The 19,464-nt window shown below is 57.7% G+C and carries 13 protein-coding genes; 7 read left to right on the top strand and 6 right to left on the bottom strand.

The annotated features are described in order from the left end of the window. Window positions 1–40: 40 nt before the first annotated feature. From J0X19_RS14365 to rhaT, 5 genes are all read right to left on the bottom strand, one after another. Window positions 41–808 (bottom strand): rhamnogalacturonan acetylesterase, encoded by a 768-nt coding sequence (locus J0X19_RS14365; protein ID WP_206985071.1) that lies wholly within the window; start codon window positions 806–808, stop codon window positions 41–43. 66 nt (window positions 809–874) lie between these two features. Beyond that, window positions 875–2,857, bottom strand: coding sequence for a rhamnogalacturonan lyase (locus J0X19_RS14360; RefSeq protein ID WP_206985070.1), 1,983 nt, complete (start codon window positions 2,855–2,857; stop codon window positions 875–877). Window positions 2,858–2,942: 85 nt separating this feature from the next. Further along, a complete protein-coding gene (locus tag J0X19_RS14355; RefSeq protein ID WP_206985069.1) occupies window positions 2,943–4,502 on the bottom strand; it encodes a RagB/SusD family nutrient uptake outer membrane protein in 1,560 nt (519 codons plus the stop codon). Between the two features lie 29 nt (window positions 4,503–4,531). Then, a complete protein-coding gene (locus J0X19_RS14350) occupies window positions 4,532–7,645 on the bottom strand; it encodes a SusC/RagA family TonB-linked outer membrane protein (protein WP_206985068.1) in 3,114 nt (1,037 codons plus the stop codon). 194 nt (window positions 7,646–7,839) lie between these two features. Continuing rightward, entirely contained in the window at window positions 7,840–8,931 is a 1,092-nt protein-coding gene (gene rhaT / locus J0X19_RS14345; RefSeq protein WP_206985067.1) for an L-rhamnose/proton symporter RhaT, read from the bottom strand. Window positions 8,932–9,168: 237 nt separating this feature from the next. Here rhaT and J0X19_RS14340 point away from each other — a divergent pair, with 237 nt between their 5' ends. The 7 genes from J0X19_RS14340 to J0X19_RS14310 all read left to right on the top strand — a co-directional run bounded on the left by J0X19_RS14340 (window position 9,169) and on the right by J0X19_RS14310 (window position 18,669). Beyond that, window positions 9,169–11,277 (top strand): bifunctional aldolase/short-chain dehydrogenase, encoded by a 2,109-nt coding sequence (locus tag J0X19_RS14340; RefSeq protein ID WP_206985066.1) that lies wholly within the window; start codon window positions 9,169–9,171, stop codon window positions 11,275–11,277. A 541-nt stretch (window positions 11,278–11,818) separates the two neighbouring features. Next, complete coding sequence (locus tag J0X19_RS14335; RefSeq protein WP_242582685.1) at window positions 11,819–12,844, top strand: GntR family transcriptional regulator; 1,026 nt, start codon at window positions 11,819–11,821, stop codon at window positions 12,842–12,844. 258 nt (window positions 12,845–13,102) lie between these two features. Beyond that, window positions 13,103–14,383: a TIM barrel protein gene (locus J0X19_RS14330; RefSeq protein ID WP_206985064.1), complete on the top strand. Its 1,281-nt coding sequence runs from the start codon at window positions 13,103–13,105 to the stop codon at window positions 14,381–14,383. 11 nt (window positions 14,384–14,394) lie between these two features. Next, window positions 14,395–15,732 (top strand): FGGY-family carbohydrate kinase, encoded by a 1,338-nt coding sequence (locus tag J0X19_RS14325; protein WP_206985063.1) that lies wholly within the window; start codon window positions 14,395–14,397, stop codon window positions 15,730–15,732. A 158-nt stretch (window positions 15,733–15,890) separates the two neighbouring features. Then, on the top strand, window positions 15,891–16,631 hold the full coding sequence (locus J0X19_RS14320; RefSeq protein WP_206985062.1) for a (Fe-S)-binding protein: 741 nt from the start codon (window positions 15,891–15,893) through the stop codon (window positions 16,629–16,631). Then, a complete protein-coding gene (locus J0X19_RS14315; protein WP_206985061.1) occupies window positions 16,628–17,995 on the top strand; it encodes a lactate utilization protein B in 1,368 nt (455 codons plus the stop codon). Before J0X19_RS14320 ends, J0X19_RS14315 begins: the two co-directional genes overlap by 4 nt. 107 nt (window positions 17,996–18,102) lie before the next feature. Further along, window positions 18,103–18,669: a LutC/YkgG family protein gene (locus J0X19_RS14310; RefSeq protein ID WP_206985060.1), complete on the top strand. Its 567-nt coding sequence runs from the start codon at window positions 18,103–18,105 to the stop codon at window positions 18,667–18,669. A 475-nt stretch (window positions 18,670–19,144) separates the two neighbouring features. Here J0X19_RS14310 and rhaM read toward each other — a convergent pair whose 3' ends face one another. Next, window positions 19,145–19,459: an L-rhamnose mutarotase gene (gene rhaM, locus J0X19_RS14305; protein WP_206985059.1), complete on the bottom strand. Its 315-nt coding sequence runs from the start codon at window positions 19,457–19,459 to the stop codon at window positions 19,145–19,147. Window positions 19,460–19,464: the final 5 nt, after the last annotated feature.

Raw genomic sequence — 19,464 nt, 5'->3', positions numbered from 1 at the left:
GCTCAGCATGACGCCTTAACTCGATGAAGTTTAATTCGCCTTACTTCTTAGCGAGGAATTTATTGAGGGCAATTTTCTTGTTGGCTCGAATGCCATCCACCACCGATTCGGCATTGAGACGGGCCCCGGCTTCGTTGGTGTGCGTATGGTCGCCGGGGAAGAACTTCTTCACTTCATCGGGGCCGAGTTTGTCGTACTTATTGGCTGTGAGGCTATTCAGGTCGATAAAGGCGACGCCTTCCTGCTGGGCAACTTCGGCGGCCCATTTGCCGAAGTCGTTGCCGGCGCGTTTCACTTTGCCGTCCTGCCACTCGTTGCGAGGAATCATAGACGCCACCAGCGGCGTAGCGCCTTTGGCCTTGGCTTCCCGAATGAATTTGCGCAGGTACCAACCATAGGTGTGCACCGTTTCCTGGCGGCCATCGGGCCAAACCAGGTCTTTGGTTTCTTCGCCGGTGCCGCGCAGCACGCCGCGTCGGCCCGCTTTGGTGGTATCGGGCACGCTGCCTTCGTTGTGGCCAAACTGCATAATCAGGAAGTCGCCGGGCTTGAGGGCGGCATGTACTTTGTCCCAGCGCCCTTCCGAAACGAACGTGCGGGTACTACGCCCGGCCATAGCATTGTTGGATACACTGATGCAGGTGGTGTCGAAGTAGCTGCTTAGCAGACTGCCCCAGCCGGCCTGCGGGGCGTTGGTGTTGCGCACCGTGGAGTCGCCGATGAGGTAGAGCGTGGGCTTGGTGGGCTTCACGAAGCCCACCAGCGCGCAGAGCAAGGCCAGCAGGACCACGCAGGTTTTGTTGGTCATAAGTGCAAAGAATAAAGATTCAGTTTCAGAAGGTTGCTTGTTGCGGCCTATGCGGCACCTAGAAAATTACTTGCCAAGTTTTGCTGCGTCGGATTTCATGCCTTCGCCCAGGTAGAAGCTGGGGTGCGGCGGCTGGTTGTAGCCCACGTTTTCGCGCGCTACCGCCACCCGATACGCCGGGTCCTGCATGAGCGTCACGAAGCGGTGGTTGGTGGGAATGGTGGTCGTGAAAATCAGCAGTTCCTCGTTGTTGGCGTTGCGCCAGACCACTTCTTCGCGCCAGTCGCCAAACAGGTCGGCACTGAGGCAGGGCGTGGCTTTGGTACCGTTGCAGGACGCCGCCCCGAGCGGCTTACCATCGAGCAGCGGCCGGCTAGTGCCCGCCTGGTAGTCCCACTTGGCAATGGTAGTTCCATCGAGCAGTTCACGCAGCAAGTCCCCATCCCACCAAATACCGAAATTGATAGCCCGCGGAGCCGGACCAATCCGTTCGCCCTGGCAGGAAAGCAGCCCCAGTTCCCCGTTGCTGGCCCATAGCTCAGCGCCGGGGTAACGCGGGTCGATGTCGGCGGCCATGCCCCGGCCTACGTCGGTGCCAGGCAGCTTGGTTAAGAGCACGTTGCCGGTTCGGGCATTGTAGAGGGCGGCACCGGGGCCGTTTTCGTGGCCGGGCACTACCTCCTCGTTTTCGTGTACGCCCCAGGCTTCCAGGTCGGGGGTACTGGGGTCGAGGTTGCTGACGTGCAAGGCGTCGCCGTGGCGCAAGCCGGTACTGAACAGGCCGGTACCGTTGTCATCTACCACCATCGAGCCGTACACGATTTCATCTTTACCATCGAAGTCCACATCGTTCACGCTTAGCCCGTGGTTGCCCATGCCCGAAAATGGGTTCTTGTCGTTTTGCGAGTCGAACACCCAGCGCTGCGTGAGCTTACCGTTGCGCCAGTCCCAGGCCGCCAGCACCGAGCGGCCGTAGTAACCCCGGCACATGATGGCGCTCGGGTGCACGCCATCCAGGTAGGCCACAGCGGCCAGCATTCGGTCGGCGCGGTTGCCGTGGTTGTCGTTGCCGCCGTTGCCCCCAATTCCACCCCAGCCATCGAGCGGGTCGCGGCTGGGCACGTACGGAGCCGTAGCCATAGCGGCGCCGGTCAGGCCGTTGAATACCGTGAAATACTCGGGGCCTGCCAGCACCCGGCCGTAGGTTTTGTCGCGGGTACTCGGCACGGCTGGCGCAGTGGTGGGTACGGTGAGGGAGCGGTAGTCTTTGCTGGCGTCGCCAATGACCGTGCCTTTGCCATCCGTGGTACCGTCCGCAGTCTTGCAGGCCACTTCGGCCTTGCCGTCACCATCAAAATCATATACCAGAAACTGCGTGTAGTGTGCCCCCGCCCGAATATTTCGGCCCAGGTTGATGCGCCAGAGCTGCGTGCCATCCAGCCGGTACGCATCCAGCAGCACGGGCCCCGTAATGCCATTGGAACCATTGTCGCGGCTGTTGGACGGCTCCCATTTCAGCACGATTTCGTATTGCCCGTCGCCATCCAGGTCGGCCACCGAGGCGTCGTTGGCGCTGTAGGTGTACTCGCTGGTTTCGGCGGTGCCGCTGCTCACCGACCCACCAGCCGGACGCTTCAGCGGCACCCGGAGGTAGTTCTGTGCCCATACGGCAGCCTGCTCGGATGGCGCGTCCTGTGAAGTGAAGCGGGTTCCTTTGGCATTAACCAGTTGTACCGAATACGTGTAGGCAGTAGCGTCGGCGGTTTTGTCCACCCAGTTGGTACTAGCTGTAATTGGCTGGCTGGTCAGCTTGGTGGGTTTACCGGCTTTCGTTTGGCGGTAGACGTGAAATGCCGCGCCAACTGGGTCGGTGTTCAGCAGCCGCCAGCTCACGAACACCCCGCCGCCCTCCTGCCGCACGGCTACCACACCCCGGCCCAGCTTCTCCAGCTGGCGCTGCGGGGCTACGGGTGCCCTCCACTTCGGCAGTTGGCTTCCAGCCCCTATCAGGCCAGCAATGCACAGCACTACAGAAAATCGATTTATCATACGCAAGAGAAAACAGTTGCCGGGAACGGCTTGAATAACAACGGGCAGCTTTTGCTAAGCCGCCCGTTGAACTACATGCTGCAACTTAGTTGTAGCCCGGATTCTGCTCCCAGAAACCGGGATTGATGCGCAGCTCCAGAATTGGAATCGGGAAGATCAGGTCGTGTTCGTCGAGCTGGCGGAAGTTGGCGCCGCCGGTGGGAGTAGTACCCGTGGTGGCACGCTTGAAGGCAGTCATCACCGAAATGGCATTGCCGGTGCGCACCAAATCGTGCCAGCGCTGGCCTTCGGCAATAAACTCGTAGCGCCGCTCTTTTAGCACCGCCGCCCGGAAAGCGTCTTTCGTGGCTGCCTCAGGCGAAGTGGCCGTGAAGGCTGCCAGCCCCGAACGAGTCCGGATTTGGTTGATGAGTGTAAGGGCCATAGCGGGTGGGCTGCCGGCTTCCTCGTTCAACACTTCTGCATACATCAGCACCACGTCCTCGAAGCGAATAATGGGGAAATTGTTGGGGTAGTCGGTCCGGCTCTGCACCCCCGTAACGCCCTTTTCCAGAAACTTGGTGAACTGAGGGCGCCCAGCTACAATAGCACCAGTGGTTGGGTTGCGGATAACCGAGTCGAGAGTTGCCGCCTTGCGCTTGTCGATTTTCGGCCAGTTAGCACCAAACAAAGCGGGTGGCAGCGTGAAGTCGGCGGCGAATGCCGTGAATGGCGACCAGAACGTGGGAAACACCTGCCCCTGCTGCCAGGGAATGGGGTTGCCTAAGCCCGTATTGCCCGACTGATACTGGATTTCAAACACGGAGTATCGGTTGTCGTTGGCCGATTTAAACAGGTCGGCAAAGTTCTGCGCCACCGAGAACGTAGTGGGACTAGCGGCGGCATACACGTCCATGAGCTGCTGCTTGGCCAGGGGCAAAGCGCTGGCCTGGCGCAACGGATAGCCATACATGGTCAGGTATACCTTGGCTAGCAGGGCTTTGGCCGCCCATTTGGTAGCCCGGCCTTTGTTGGAGGCATCGGTGGCAGAACCCGTTGTAACAACATACGTGGAAGGCAGGCTTTCGGCCGCAAAGGTGAGGTCATCGATGATGAACTTATACACGTCGGCAACGGGGGCGCGCGGTATGGTTTTCGACTGCTCAATAGTCAGGGTTTTGTCTACGATTGGCACCGGACCCCAGTAGCGCACCAAGTCGAAATAGGCCAAGGCGCGCAAAAACCGGGCTTCTCCTTTGAATTGCTCGACGCGGGCAAACGTGAACGGCTGAATGCGCTCCAGCAACACGTTGGAGCGATATACTATTTCGTACAGGTCGGTCCAGGTGGCTTGCAGCTGCTGGGTTTGCGAAGTAGCGTTGAAGTTGCTTACGTCGCTATAGTCGCGCTGCACGGTGGCCACATCAGCGGCCACGTTGTCGGAGCGGAACTCGGCCAGAAACCAGTACGAATTTTCGGGCAACGACAGGCAGCCATTGTAAATGGACATCACGCCCTGGTTGACCTGGGTTTCGTTTTTATAGAACTCGTCAACCGTGTTATTGGCGACGGGCGGGATGTAAAGAATATCTTCCTTGCAGGAGGAAGCCAGCGCTCCGGACAAGCCCAGGGCAGCAGTGCAAATGAATCGGGTAAAAGCTTTCATGGAACTATCGGTTGGAGTGGGAATGAGGGCTACAGCGCCAGGTTGAAGCCAACCGTATAGGTGCGGGCCTGGGGGTAGCTGCCGTTATCGAAGCCACCCGTCTGTAGTGCCTCTGGCGAGAAGCCGCCGGTGTAGTTGTGCCAGATATAAGCGTTTTCCAGCGCCAGATACACGCGGGCACTGCTGTACACCCGGCTCTTGGGCAAGGTATAGCCCAGCGTCACGTTCTTGATGCGGATATAGTCGGACTTGTAAAGCCAGCGCGAATCAAGCAGGGAGCTGTTCTGGGCCGTGATGCTTGGCGTTTTGCCATCACCGGGCTCTGCTTCCGACTTCCACCGGTTGTTCCACTTAGAAGCGTGGTTGTAGAGGTAGCCCATGCCGGGCCGGTCGATGGAGCGCCCAATCAGCGAGTACAATTCACCACCTTGCTGCGCATTTACCAGCACGTTCAGGTCGAACCCCTTGTAAGTAAAGTTGTTGCTAACCCCGAAAATAAACTTAGGCGTGGGGTTGCCCATGATGGTACGGTCGGCGTCCGTGATTTTGCCGTCGCCGTTTACGTCGCGGTACTTGATGTCGCCTACGCGGGTGTTGGCCAGCTTTGGGTCACGGTCTACTTCGGCCTGGGTCTGGTATACCCCAATGGCGTCATAAAGCAAGTAGGAGTTGACGGGCAAGCCCACTTGCAAGATGCTCACAAACCCGCCGGGGCTTTGGCCGGTTTGAACGGGCGTATTATCGTAGTCGAGCTTTCTTACCTCATTGGTGTTATACGAGGCGTTGAAGCCAGTATTCCATCCAACTGCCCCCACTAGGTTACGCGAGTTCAGGCCCAACTCCACCCCTTGGTTGTACACCTCTCCAATGTTGACGAATGTGCGGGTGAACCCCGTAAGCGACGACAACGGCACCTGATACAACAGGTCGGTGGTGTTCTTGGTGTAGTAGTCGGCCGTTACCTGCAAGCGGTTTTGCAGCACGCTGAAGTCGAGGCCGTAGTTGAAGCTGGCCGTTTGCTCCCACCCTAAGTCGTCGTTCTGAAAGCCGCTGGGGCTGTAGCCATTGATGCTCGTTCCGTTCAGCGAGTAATTGCTAATGCCCAGGGTAGCAAACTGCGAGTTGTTGGGAATACGGTTGTTGCCCGTTACGCCCCAGCTGGCCCGTGCTTTCAGGTCGCTGATGAAGGTTACACCCTGCATGAAGTCTTCGCTGGATACGCGCCAGCCCACCGATACGGCCGGAAAATAGCCGAATGGCCGGTTGGCCCCAAACTTTGAAGAGCCGTCGCGCCGCAAGCTGGCTGAAACCAGATACTTCTCTTTGTAATCGTACTGCGCCCGGGTGAAATACGACAGCAGCGCCTCCTTGCCGGCCGTAATGTAGCTGCGGTTGACCGTGGAGTTGGCCCGGTCGAACAAGTAGGTAGCGTCGTTAGGCAGCTGCCCATTTTCCTGCTGCGAAAAATCAATTTTGGTACGCTCCACCGAGTAGCCCAGAATGGCGCTCAAGCGGTGGTCGCCGAAGCTGCGGGTGTAGTTCAGTACGCTCTGGAACAGGTAGCGCGTGTTGAAAGTCTGGGAGTAGCGCGAGTTGCTCAACGAGCCTTCCGCGGCCCCAAACCACTCCCGGCTGGCGTTGGTTGGCGTATAGATCTGGTCTTGGAAGTAACCGTTGTCCATAGCACCCAGTAACTGTAGCTGCAGGCCTTTATAGAGGTCGAAATTCAAACCCATATTGGCATTGAGGCGGGTGCGGGTACCGTTGGCCTGGGTCCGCTCCATCACAGCCACCGGGCTGATATAGCGCCCCGACCAAGCATACGTCACGAACGGGTCGGCCCCTACGTATATGCCAGCTTCTTTGGGCGCCACCGGCGGCATTTGCGCGGCATTCAGGGCTTGGCCACCCGTGCCATCTACGCGGCCCAGGCTGCTCCATTCCATGCTGGGAGCCAAGGTCATCGTCAGTTTGATGCCCTTGCGAATCTGAGCATCAAAGTTGGCGCGTAGCGTGGCCCGCTGCAAGTCACTGCCAATGATAATGCCCTTCTGGTTCAGGTAAGAGCCGTTCACGTTGTAGTTCACGTTGTCGGTGCCGCCCGACACACCTACCGTGTACTGCTGCATGATGGCCTTGCGAAAAATAGCATCCTGCCAGTCGATGTATGCCAGGCTGTCTTGGCCATACGCCCATTTAGGGTCGTGGGTATAGCGGATAATGTTGGTCTGGCTGGGGGGCACGCCGTTTACGCTCAGGCGCTGAATGCGCGTAGCCCTGGAGTCCTCGGCTCGGTTGATAGGGTTCTGCGCCAGCCAATCCAGGTCAATACCTTCCTTGCGCATCTGAATCCACTCCTCCGCCGACTGCACATCCAGCCTGCTTTCGGCTACCTGCACGCCCGTAAAACCCGAGAACTGCAGCTTGGGCGTACCTTTCTTGCCGCGCTTGGTAGTCACCAATACTACACCGTTGGAACCGCGCGAACCGTAGATGGCTGCCGAAGCGGCGTCTTTCAGTACTTCAATATTGGCTACGTCGGTGGGGTTAATTCCGCGCAGGTTTTCTACGGGTACACCGTCTACCACGTACAGCGGCTCGTTGGAGGCATTGATGGAAGCAGCACCACGCACCCGAATTTGCAGTTCCGCGCCCGGCTCCCCAGACGGCGTTTGCACGTATACGCCGGGCATCTGACCTACCAGTGCGTTTTCAATGCGGTTGACGGGGCGCTCCTCTATTTCCTTAGCCGTGATGCCGGTAATAGCCCCGGTTACGTTGCCGGCTTTCTGGGTACCGTAGCCTACTACCACTACCTCATCCAGAGCCTTATTGTCGGCACTGAGACTGATGTTGAGCACCAGACTGCCGGTCAGTGGCACTTCTTTCGTTATATAGCCAATAGAAGATACTACCAGCGTACCGGTACCATTGGGTACGCTCAGCGAGAAGGAGCCATCAGCTCCAGTACCCGTGCCGATAGTAGTACCTTTCAGCACGACGGTCACGCCGGGTAAAGGCTCGTTTTTATCGGCGGTAGTTACTTTCCCCGAAAACGTTTGCGCTTGTCCATACGCCGAATGCGCGGCAAGTATGATGGCCAGCGGAGACAGGGGCCTAGCCAGATCGTACAGTTTTTTCATAAGAGGCAGTAATTGTGAGAGTAAGTCACTCCGATCATAGAAGAGATATAAAAGTATGGCAACACTCACCCCACTCTCTCCCGCACCTACCTGCTTATTTAACTTATTTTTAATCTCTCTTATATACAAAAGCAGCCCGACCTAAGGCCGGGCTGCTTTCCTGATACATCATGTTATTTGCTTTCTTACTACGCTTATGGCTGCGCGGCTACTTCTATGGCTGGAGTGTTAGTAGTTGTTGCAGTAGCTTCCGAGCCCAGGTAGTTGCCGTAGCCTACAATAATCGTGGACAGCACCACCGTCAGGATACCGAACGACACCGTGCGCATAGTAGCCTTGTTGGCCCCACGCCACTCGTGCAGGTAGATGCCCCACATCGAGCTGAAGGCAATAATAAACGCCATGTGCAGTGTCCAGCCCGAGAAGCGGTACACCCCCAGCCGGGTGTCGCCCATGCCGTAGAAGAAAAACTGAAAGTACCAGAGCGTACCCGCCGTGGCGCAGAACAAGATGTTGCGCAGCGCGGGGTACGAGGGGTTGAGGTAGTCGGTGTAGGTTTTGTTTTTCAGGTTGAGGTACAGGCACCACACCGCGTTGGTGGTGAGGCCGCCCAGCAGAATTACCACCAGAATGGCGTTGTTCTTATACAGCGGGTCGGCGCCTTGCTGCACGGCCAAATCGGCAATCTTCTGGCCGGCTTCCAGCCCGAAGGCGAAGCAGGCACTCATGATGCCCGAAAACACCGCCACCAGCAGGCCCTTCTTCAAATCGTACTCGGCAATCGACTCGCTTTTCTGCTCCGCCGATAACGACTTTTCTTTCATGATGCCGGCCCGGCTGCAAATCAGGATGCCCACCAAGCACACCAGCAGCCCCAGCAGCGTTACCTGCCCCGAGGCCGTGCTCAGTAGCTGCACAATCGTACCGCCCCAGATGGGGGGCACCAGCGTCCCGACCAGCGCGCACAGCCCCATGATAACGGCCATGCCCAACGACAGCCCCAGGTAGCGCATCCCCAGCCCGAAGGTCAGCCCCCCGAAGCCCCAGAGCACGCCCCAGAAATACACCCAGAACAGCGTCGAGCCGTCTGTCTGGCTGAGCACGGTGGTCAGGTTAGGGATGGTGAGGAAGCCCAGCAGCCACGGCACCAGCAGCCACGATACGATGCCGCCTACCAGCCAGTAGCTTTCCCAGGACCAGCCTTTCACCTTCTTGTAGGGTAGGTAGAAGCTGCCGGAGGCAAAGCCGCCTAACGCGTGAAAAATAACTCCCCAGATTACTGCCATAGTCGTACGATTTTCAACAAATCTGCTTTACCTATAGTCGTACACTGTCCTGTGCTCTCCTGAACAGATCAGAAAAGCCTGCGGCTAGTGAAGACTTACTTTTAAACATGCAGCAAGGCTAATAATTATTTTACTGGCAAGCAGGAGAGTGCAGGAGGTTTAGCCTAGCGCCAACCCGGTACTTTGCTGAAAAGTAATTATTTACTGTTTTCTGGCAAATTCATCAGAAGCACCACTATGGAAAAAACGCTCACCTTTCAGCACGTCAGCTACCTATGGGATGAGACGAAGGCGGCTGAACTCGCCGGCGACGAAGTAGCCCTTTTCCTCTACCGTTCCAACCTGCTCGGTGCCGACTTGCGGCTCACCAACTACGCCGGTGGTAATACCTCCTGCAAAATCACGGAAACCGACCCCGTTACCGGTGAGTCGGTACCGGTAATGTGGGTGAAAGGCTCGGGCGGCGACATCGGCACGCTCACCAAAGCCGGCTGCGCCAACCTGTACGTAGACAAGCTCCACGCGCTGAAAAACCGCTACCGCGGCCTGGAGCACGAAGACGAAATGGTGGGCCTGTTCGAGTACTGCCTCTTCGACCCCAAGTGCGCCACGCCTTCCATTGATACGCCGCTGCACGGCCTGCTGCCTTTCAAGCACATCGACCACCTGCACCCCGATGCCCTGATTGCCATTGCCGCCAGCAAGGACGGCGAGCAGATCATGAAGGAAATCTGGGGCGACACCATGGGCTGGTTGCCGTGGCAGAAGCCCGGCTTCGACCTGGGCTTGCAGCTCGAAAAAATCGTAGCCGAAAACCCCGGCCTGCGTGGCGTGATTCTGGGCGGCCACGGCTTGTTTACGTGGGGCGACACCAGCTACGAGTCGTACATCAACACCCTGGAGGTGATTGAAATGGCGGCCACGTACCTGGAAGCCAACTACGGCAAAAAAGGTCCGGTTTTCGGTGGCGTGAAGCTGGAAAACGGCCCCGATGAAGCCACCCGCCGCCGCATGGCTGCCGACGTAATGCCCGTACTGCGCGGCCTGGCCTCGGGCCACCGCCGCATGCTGGGCCACTACACCGACGACGCCCGCGTGCTGGAGTTTGTAAACTCGCACGACCTGGCCCGTCTGGCCCAGAAAGGCACCTCCTGCCCCGACCACTTCCTGCGCACCAAAATCCGTCCGCTGGTTCTCGACGAGGCCATCATGCACCAGCCCCTGGCCGCCGTGCAGGAGTACTTGCAGGAGCAGTTTGCGGCGTATCGCCAGGACTATGCCGCGTACTATGAGCGCAGCAAGCACCCCAACTCGCCGGCCATGCGCGACGCCAACCCGGTGGTTATCCTGTGGCCCGGCGTGGGCATGTTCACCTTCGCCAAGGACAAGCAGACGGCCCGCGTAGCCGCTGAGTTCTACACCAACGCCATCAACGTAATGAAAGGCGCTGAGGCGGTAAGTGAGTACACCGGCCTGGCCGAGCAGGAAGCCTTCAACATCGAGTACTGGTTGCTGGAAGAAGCCAAGTTGCAGCGTATGGCCCCGCCTAAAGCCCTGTCGGGCAAGGTGGCCTACGTGACGGGCGGCACCGGCGGCATTGGCAAAGCCATCTGCGAAGAGCTGCTGAAGTTCGGCGCCTGTGTAGTAGCAGTAGACCGTGACCGGCTGGAAGAAACCCAGGCTGATTTGCGCAAGCAGTTCGGCAAAGACAGCGCCCTCACCGCGTCCATCAACGTGACGGATGCCGACAGCATTGCCGAATCGTTGCGGGCCAGCGTGCTCCAGTTCGGTGGTGTTGACATCATCGTCAACTGCGCCGGCCTGAGCATCAGCAAGCCCCTCGCCGACACCACGCAAGCCGATTGGGACATCCTCAACGACGTGCTTGTGAAAGGTCAGTTCCTGGTAAGCCAGGCCGCTGTAACCATCCTGCGCCAGCAAGCTCTCGGTGGCGACATCGTGAACATTGCCAGCAAGAACGGCCTGGTAGCCGGCCCCAACAACGTAGCTTACGGTACCGCTAAAGCCGCTCAGCTGCACATGAGCCGCCTGCTGGCCGCCGAGCTGGGTGCCGACAAAATCCGCGTGAACACCGTCAATCCCGATGCCGTATTGCGCGGCTCTAAAATCTGGGAAGGCGAGTGGGCTGCGGGTCGCGCCAAGGCGTACGGCATTTCGGTGGAAGAGCTGCCCGCGCACTACGCCAAGCGGACGTTGCTAGGCGAAGAGCTGCTGTCCGAAGACATTGCCAAAGCAGTGCGCGTGTTCGTGGATGGCTCGCTGAGCAAATCGACGGGCAACGTGCTCAACGTGGATGGCGGCGTAGCTATGGCTTTCGTGCGCTAAGCCAAAGACGCAGCTTCTGTTTCCGGATGGCTCTTGCAGCCGATGAATCCGGAAATTAAAGCGGCTACCGAATAGCCGTTCTACCAGAACCCGACAGACTGAATTCTTTTCAGTTTGTCGGGTTTTTTGTTGCCATTCTAGCAGCTCAGTCGGCTAATCCAGATAATATCCAGCATAGATCCGCTAGTATCTCATAACCAATCATTATTTCCGGCAACGTTCCCGTTGATTTTTGCCGAGGAAAACTGGCATTTTCACTGCTAAAGCAAGTTGCTTTCAGTATTTTCAAGCATCTGATCTTCATTTCCATTGTCTGTTTGCAACAAGCTCGGCCTTCATGACCTGATGCCAGCGCTGGTAGTTTCATTGGGTTTCCGCAAGACCCGTTTGCCATGTCCGCCCTACCACACCTTATAACTCTCTGCATGGAATAGCCGACTCTGCCCTTTCAAATTCCCACTAGTCCTTTTCCACCATGATTTATAAATCAGCTTCCCGCGACCGGAACCTTGGCGTCGGTTTAGTTGAGCACCGAGCAACATTGATTAGTCCTAATTTCTACAAGCTTCAGCTGAAGCCCCTCGACAAAACCCCGAAGTACAAGCAGATTGTGCAGTCGGTGATTACCGATATTGAGCGGGGCCTACTGAAAAATGGTGACCAGCTTCCTTCCATCAGCGAGCTGAGCGTGGAATATTATCTGGCCCGCGACACGGTGGAAAAAGCCTACCGCGAGCTACGGGAAAGGGGTTTTATCACGTCGGTGCAAGGCAAGGGCTACTACGTGCAGGCCAACGACAACACCAAGCTGAAGATTTTGCTGGTATTCAACAAGCTGAGTTCCTACAAGAAAATCATCTACTACGCCTTCCTCGAAGCCTTGGGCGAGGCCGCTACCGTTGACCTCCAGATTCATCACTACAACGTGAATCTGTTTCAGGAAATCATCGAGAAAAGCCTGGGCAAGTACAACTACTACGTGGTGATGCCGCACTTCACGCTGGACACGCCCAAAGCCACCTACCAGAACATTCTGAACACCATTCCGTCGCAGGAGTTGGTGCTGCTCGACAAGGACATTCCCGACCTCAAGCACGACTGCCTGCGCGTGTTCCAGGACTTCGATAAAGACATTTTCGGGGCATTGGAAAACACCGCCGACTTACTGGAAAAGTATTCCCGCTTGGTGCTCATTCTGCCCTCCGACGCCAACCACCCCGAGGAGCTACCGTGGGGGTTCCGCTCATTCTGCCTATTGCACAACAAAACCTTTGCGGTGGTGGAAAACGCCATGAGTGAGGTCCTGCAAGTAGGTACGGCCTACGTTGTTATCCGAGAAACCGACTTAGTGGAGCTGGTGAAGAAGATGCGCCAGACCAGCTACTTGCTTGGCCGCGAAGTAGGCATCATTTCGTTCAACGAAACGCCTCTGAAAGAACTGCTGAACATGACCGTTATTACCACCGATTTCGAGGCCATGGGCCGCACCGCCGCTACCCTCCTGTTGGAAAAGCAACGCGTCAAAGTCAAAAACCCTTTTTACACTGTCCGTCGGGGTTCCCTGTAGCGCTGAGCTCCGGCTCGGCGACGAGCGGAGCGAGTTCCTACGCGTTGACCCAGTACCACATCCACTCGTCGCCGAGCCGGAGCTTAGCGCTACAGGCTGATTCCAGGAAAAAACACGACGCACAGGAGAGTTCATAACAGTTTGTGAGGGGTTGAAGCGCTACTTTGTTGTCTCAATCCTTATCCCGCCACTCCAGAATGAATCCGACTTCTCTGGTTAAGCCCGACGAGTTGATTCGCTCTTTACCACTTCTTCCATATGCTTTCTGAATCCCGCATTCAAGACCTCAACCAGCCCTTGCTGGAAGAACATACGCTCCAGTTCAACTTCCTGTCCGATGCGCTGAGCCGCCGCCAGCTGGATGCCAGCCAAGTGGTGCAGCAGCTCGTCGATTTTCAGGTGGCTATTCCGAGCTGGGCCTTGGGTACGGGTGGTACGCGGTTTGGGCGGTTCCCGCTGGGTGGCGAGCCACGCAACCTGGAAGAGAAAATCAACGACGTGGGGTTGCTGCACCAGCTCAACGGCTCGTCTAACTCGATTTCGCTGCACATTCCGTGGGATATTCCGCAGGACATTGCGGGTTTGCAGCAGCAGCTGGGCGAGCAGAAACTGGTGATTGACTCGGTGAATTCCAACACCTTCCAGGACCAGAAAGACCAGCATTATTCCTACAAATTCGGCTCGCTGAGCAACACCGAAGAAGGTGCCCGTCAGCAGGCCATTCAGCACAACATCGACTGCATCCGGCACGGCCAGGCCTTGAACGCCAAAACCCTGACCGTATGGCTGGCCGATGGCTCCAACTTCCCTGGTCAGCAACACCTGCGCCGCGCGTACTTGCGCACGCAGGAATCGTTGGCGGCCATCTACGAGGCTATGCCCAGTGACTGGAACATGCTGATTGAGTACAAGCCCTACGAGCCGAACTTCTACTCCACCGTTATTCCCGACTGGGGCACGTCGTACTCACTATGTCAGTCGTTGGGCAAGAACGCCAACGTATTGGTTGATTTGGGCCACCACTTGCCCAACACCAACATCGAGCAGATTGTGGGCCGCTTGCAGCAGTTTGGCCGCCTGGGTGGTTTCCACTTCAACGGCTCGATGTACGGCGATGACGACCTGACCACCGGCAGCAGCAAGCCGTTCCAGCTGTTCCTCATTTTCAACGAGCTGGTAGACGCCGCCCGCGACCAATCAATTAGCAACCCGACGGTGGCCTACATGATTGACGCCAGCCACAACGTGAAGGACCCGCTGGAAGACCTATTGCAATCCGTGGAAAACATCCTCAGCGCCTACGCCAAGGCGTTGTTGGTAGACCGCACCGCCCTGTATGAGGCGCAGGAGAACAACGACGTGGTACGGGCCGAAGAAATCATGCGCGACGCCTTCCTGACTGATGTTCGGCCGCTGGTGGCCGAGGCCTACAAGCGGGCCGGCGGCGCCTTGCGCCCGGTGGCCGCTTACCGCGCCGCGGGCATCCGTGAGCAGCTTATTCAGCAGCGCGGCAAACTCAGCTTGTCTACCGGTTTGTAAGCCCAGCACTCATGGCCACGAAAAAGAAGAGTATCTACGCAGTATTCGACATTGGCAAGACCAACAAGAAACTGATTCTGTTCGACGAAGACCGGCAGATTATTGACGAGCAGCAGCACGTGTGCACCGATGCCCTCGACGACGACGGGTTCGTGTGCGACCATCTGCCCCGCCTGACCCAGTGGGTGCAGGACCACTGGCACACCTTGCGCAACCACCCGCACTACACCGTGAAGGGCGTCAACTTCACGGCGTACGGGGCCAGCTTCGTGCACCTCGATGCCGACGGCCAGCCGGTGCTGCCGCTCTACAACTACCTCAAGCCGATGCCGGAGGAAATCAGCAAGAAGTTCTACGACATGCTGGCCCAGTCGCCGCAAGAGCTGGCCGCTGAAACCTGCTCGCCGCAGATGGGCATGCTCAACTCGGGTATGCAGCTGTTTTGGCTGAAACACGCCAAGCCCGAGCAGTACGCCCGCATTCATACCTCGCTGCACTTGCCGCAGTATATGTCGTACCTGGTGTCGGGCGAGAAGTTCAGCGACTTCACCTCAGTAGGCTGCCACACCAACCTCTGGGACTTCGAGCAGGGCCAATACCACGAGTGGGTGCGCCGCGAAGGCATCGACGAGAAGCTGGCGCCGCTCACTAAAGATTCTATTGCCTCGGTAGTGGATGGTATTATGGTGGGCGTGGGCATGCACGACAGCTCAGCGGCCGTAATGCCCTACCTGGCCGAAACCGACGAGCCGTTTGTATTGGTTTCGACGGGCACCTGGTCGGTTACCATCAACCCGTTCAACAGCCAGCCCCTCACGCCGGAGCTACTGCGCCGCGACAGCCTCAGCTTCCTGACGCCCCGCGGCCAGCCGATGCGCGCCGCCCGCGTATTCCTGGGCCGGGAGCACGACTACCAGGTGCAGCGCATTGCCGCTCACTTCCACGTCAAGCCCGACTTCTACCACTCCTTGGTACTGGCCCGCCCCTACGACGAGGCTTCGGCCAGCTTCAAACCGGCGTGCATGGCCGGCACCGGCCCGTTCCCCGATGAGCCCGCCGCCGAATGGGACATCACCGGTTTCCGCACAGCTTCCGATGCCTATCAGCACCTCATGCACGGCCTCATCAACCTGTTGCTCGAATCCATTCATTTGGTGTGGCAGGGCGAGAAAATCATCTACGTAGATGGTGGCTTTGCCCGCAACCCGCTATTCATGCAAACGCTGAGCTGGAACTTCCCGAAAGCCGAAATCCGCACGCTGGAAGTACCACAGGCTACGGCCCTCGGTGCTCTGGTGCATTTAGAGCAAGGCGAGGCCTGGAAAAAAACCCAATTGCTGTTCAACTAGTTGATAGTGCAAAACTGGTAGTACAACCAGCAGAACGTCATGCTGAGCTTGTCGAAGCATCTCTACCGAACGTCTTCGTACGGATAACGCGGGAGAGATGCTTCGACCAGCTCAGCATGACGTTCTGCTGTCAACAAAAAACAATTAACCATCATCAGATGAAAGTCGCCTTATTCGTGCCGTGCTACGTCGACCAGTTCTACCCGCAGGTGGGCATTGCGTCGTTGCAGCTCCTGGAGAAGCTGGGCGTGAAAGCGGAGTTTCCGGCTGCACAAACGTGCTGCGGACAGCCACTGGCTAACAGTGGCTGCGAGCGGGACGCCCTGCCCATTTACCGGCACTACGTTGATACCTTCGCGGCGTACGACTACGTGGTGGCGCCCTCCGGCAGCTGCGTGTACCACGTGCGCAAGCACTTCGACAAGCTGGAACAAACGCCCGACGTGCAGCAAGTACGCACCTCGGCCTACGACCTGATTGACTTCATTTACAACGTGCTCGGCGTGAAAGAAATACCCGGCTCGTTTCCGCACCGGGTGGGCCTGCACCTGAGCTGCCACGGCCAGCGCGGCCTGCACCAAGCCAACGAATCGGAGATGACGCCGGTACGCGACGGGCAGCTGCGGCAGCTATTAGGCTCTTTGGACGGCATCGAGCTGACCCACCTGGACCGCAACGACGAGTGCTGCGGCTTTGGCGGTACGTTCTGCGTGTCGGAAGCCGCCATTTCGGCCCGCATGGGCCAGGACCGGGTAGCCGACCACCTGCGCAACGGCACCAGCGTGCTTACCGGCGGCGACATGTCGTGTTTGATGCACCTGGAAGGCATAGTACGGCGCGGCAAGCTGCCGATGCGCGTGATGCACGCCGCCGAAATTCTTAACGGAACCATCTCATGAACCACGCCACCCGCGCCGCTAAGTTTATTGGGGATGCCGACCGGACCACCTGGCACGACGAAACGCTCTGGTTTGTGCGCACCAAGCGCGACAAGGCCGTGTACGCCGTGCCCGAGTTTCAGGACCTGCGCGAACTAGCTTCCCAAATCAAAAACCACACGCTCAGCAAGCTGGATTTCTACCTCGAGCAATTCGAGGAGCAAGCCAAACGCAACGGCGTGCACGTGCACTGGGCCGCCGATGCCGATGAGCACAACGCCATCATCCTCGACATCATCCGGCAGCACAACGCCACGCGCATCGTCAAGAGCAAGTCGATGCTGACCGAGGAGTGCCACCTGAATCCGCACCTGATTGCCAACGGCATTGAGGTGGTGGATACCGATTTGGGGGAGCGAATCATTCAGCTGCGCGACGAGGCCCCGAGCCACTTGGTCCTGCCCGCCATTCACCTCAAGAAGGAAGATGTAGGCGAAACATTCTTTCAGCACCTCGGTACCGCCAAAGGCGAAGTGGACCCACAGGTATTGACTGAGGCTGCCCGCCAGCACTTGCGGGCGCGGTTCCTGGCGGCGGAAGTGGCCATTTCGGGCGTCAACTTTGCGGTGGCCGAAACCGGTGGCATCGTCATTTGCACCAACGAAGGCAACGCCGACCTGGGCGTGAACCTGGCCCACGTGCACATTGGGGCCATGGGTATCGAGAAGCTGATTCCGCGCCTCTCCGATTTGTCGGTGTTTACGCGGCTGCTGGCGCGCAGTGCCACCGGGCAGCCGGTTACCACCTACACCTCGCACTACACCAAGCCCGCCGACGGCAAGGAGATGCACATCGTCATCGTGGACAATGGGCGTACCAAGCAGCTCGGGCGGCCTGATTTTCGGGCGTCGTTGAAGTGCATCCGGTGCGGCGCTTGCATGAATACCTGCCCGGTATACCGGCGCAGCGGCGGCCATTCCTACGATGCCACCGTGCCCGGCCCGATTGGATCCATCCTGTCGCCGAACATCGACATGAAGAAGCACAGCTCGTTGCCGTTTGCGTCCACGCTGTGCGGCTCGTGCTCGGATGTATGCCCGGTCAAGATTGACATTCATACGCAGCTCTACAAGTGGCGGCAGGTGCTGGCCGAAGCCAACGAAATACCGGCCTCCAAGAAGTGGAGCATGAAGTTGATGGGCCGCTTCCTGACCAGCCCCCGCGCCCTCGGCATCGGCGGTAAGCTGGCGCGGCACGGCATCAAGTTTCTGCCCTACAGCCTCACCCACGCCCGCCATTTCAATGTGTGGGCCGTGGCCCGTGAGCTGCCGGAGCCACCCAAGCAAAGCTTCCACGAATGGTATCAGCAACAAGAGGTGAAATAGTGAGATGGTGAATTGGTGAGTTTGATGTTTAAGAGGCACTATTTGCGCAAACCGAACGTCAAACTCACCAGTTCACCATCTCACCACCTCACAATTTCACTACCCCCTTGAGTAGTTCACGCGAGAAAATTCTGGCGGCGGCCCGCGCCAACAAACCAGAGGAAACCCTGCTGCCCACCGTCCCCGACTTTGGCGGTGATGCCTCGGCCGAGCGGTTTACGGAAGTGCTAACCGGCATTGGCGGCCAGGTAATATGGCTCGACGGCCCCGAACAGCTACAGCCAGTGTTGGCCCAGCTATTCCCCGAGTCTCGCATTTCGGCCTCTACCCTATTTTCCGGCACGCTGCCCGTGGATGCGCTGACAACCACCGAAGTGCTAGCCGATGTGGATTTGGCAGTGCTGGCGGGCGAAATTGGAGTGGCCGAAAACGGGGCCATCTGGCTGCCCGAGGCCAACATGATGCACCGCGCACTACCTACCATTACGCAGCATTTGGTACTGGTGCTCGACCACCGGCGCATTGTAGCCACCATGCACCAGGCGTATGCGCAACTGCCATCCACCGGGGGCTACGGGGCCTTCGTGGCGGGTCCCTCCAAAACGGCCGACATCGAGCAGTCGTTGGTGATTGGGGCGCACGGGGCGCGCAGCTTGGTGGTATTGCTGTACTAAGTAGTAAGTAGAGAATTTTGATAGGGGGAGTATGGAGCGTAGATCATGCGCTCTGTACTCCCTTACTTGTTAAAAAAAGAAGCTACTCCCAAGCGGGAGTAGCTTCTTCAACTCACTTTTCTTCACTCTTAAAATCCTATGCTGGCGTTATACAGCGCAGCTAGTAGTCTTCTATATCTTTTGACCGTATTACCGATTTCCTGATGCATTAGCACTTGACGCAGAACATTTTACCGGTACAAAACCACCTATGTCAGCCTCTAATGAGTGAGCATAGCATTCAGCCGCGCTATAATTTTCAACGTGACGCGTGGCATCTCAGGGTAAGACGGATTCCCACGGCCGCAATTCCCAGTTTCGCCACGCGTCAGTTGAAATAATCTTCACTCACATCCAAAGCTGTCGAAACCTCATTGCGGAACCCTCCCGCACCCTCCTGATATTTAGAAAAAAAGTTAGTACTTACTTTTTTTCACTAAGCTTGATAAAACAGCCGCTCCAATGGTTTTACTACTGGTGAGTTGTCAGGGTTAGTTTCCATCAAGTCGGCCATGTAGGCCCACCATTTCTGCATAATGGGTAGCGTCGGTAGCTCGTCGGCCGTGTGGCCGGGAGTACGCTTCTGCACGGCAAATAGGGTGCCACTGGCCGAGTCTACATAGATGGAGTAGTCGTAGATACCGGCGGCTTGCAAAGCCTCGGTCAGTTCCGGCCAGATTTCGTTGTGCCGACGCTCGTACTCAGCCAGATTGCCCGGTTTGAGTTGCATGGTGAAGGCTATTTCTTCCATTGTCA

The organism is Hymenobacter telluris, assembly GCF_017313265.1.
GTDB classification, from domain to species: domain Bacteria; phylum Bacteroidota; class Bacteroidia; order Cytophagales; family Hymenobacteraceae; genus Hymenobacter; species Hymenobacter telluris.
This window is presented reverse-complemented; position numbering and strand designations above follow the sequence as displayed.

Bases quoted from the DNA above. Each gene is read 5' to 3' on its own strand.
- J0X19_RS14365 (WP_206985071.1), bottom strand. From the start codon at position 808: ATGACCAACAAAACCTGCGTGGTCCTGCTGGCCTTGCTCTGCGCGCTG.
- J0X19_RS14360 (WP_206985070.1), bottom strand. From the start codon at position 2,857: ATGATAAATCGATTTTCTGTAGTGCTGTGCATTGCTGGCCTGATAGGG.
- J0X19_RS14355 (WP_206985069.1), bottom strand. From the start codon at position 4,502: ATGAAAGCTTTTACCCGATTCATTTGCACTGCTGCCCTGGGCTTGTCC.
- J0X19_RS14350 (WP_206985068.1), bottom strand. From the start codon at position 7,645: ATGAAAAAACTGTACGATCTGGCTAGGCCCCTGTCTCCGCTGGCCATC.
- rhaT (WP_206985067.1), bottom strand. From the start codon at position 8,931: ATGGCAGTAATCTGGGGAGTTATTTTTCACGCGTTAGGCGGCTTTGCC.
- J0X19_RS14340 (WP_206985066.1), top strand. From the start codon at position 9,169: ATGGAAAAAACGCTCACCTTTCAGCACGTCAGCTACCTATGGGATGAG.
- J0X19_RS14330 (WP_206985064.1), top strand. From the start codon at position 13,103: ATGCTTTCTGAATCCCGCATTCAAGACCTCAACCAGCCCTTGCTGGAA.
- J0X19_RS14325 (WP_206985063.1), top strand. From the start codon at position 14,395: ATGGCCACGAAAAAGAAGAGTATCTACGCAGTATTCGACATTGGCAAG.
- J0X19_RS14320 (WP_206985062.1), top strand. From the start codon at position 15,891: ATGAAAGTCGCCTTATTCGTGCCGTGCTACGTCGACCAGTTCTACCCG.
- J0X19_RS14315 (WP_206985061.1), top strand. From the start codon at position 16,628: ATGAACCACGCCACCCGCGCCGCTAAGTTTATTGGGGATGCCGACCGG.
- rhaM (WP_206985059.1), bottom strand. From the start codon at position 19,459: ATGGAAGAAATAGCCTTCACCATGCAACTCAAACCGGGCAATCTGGCT.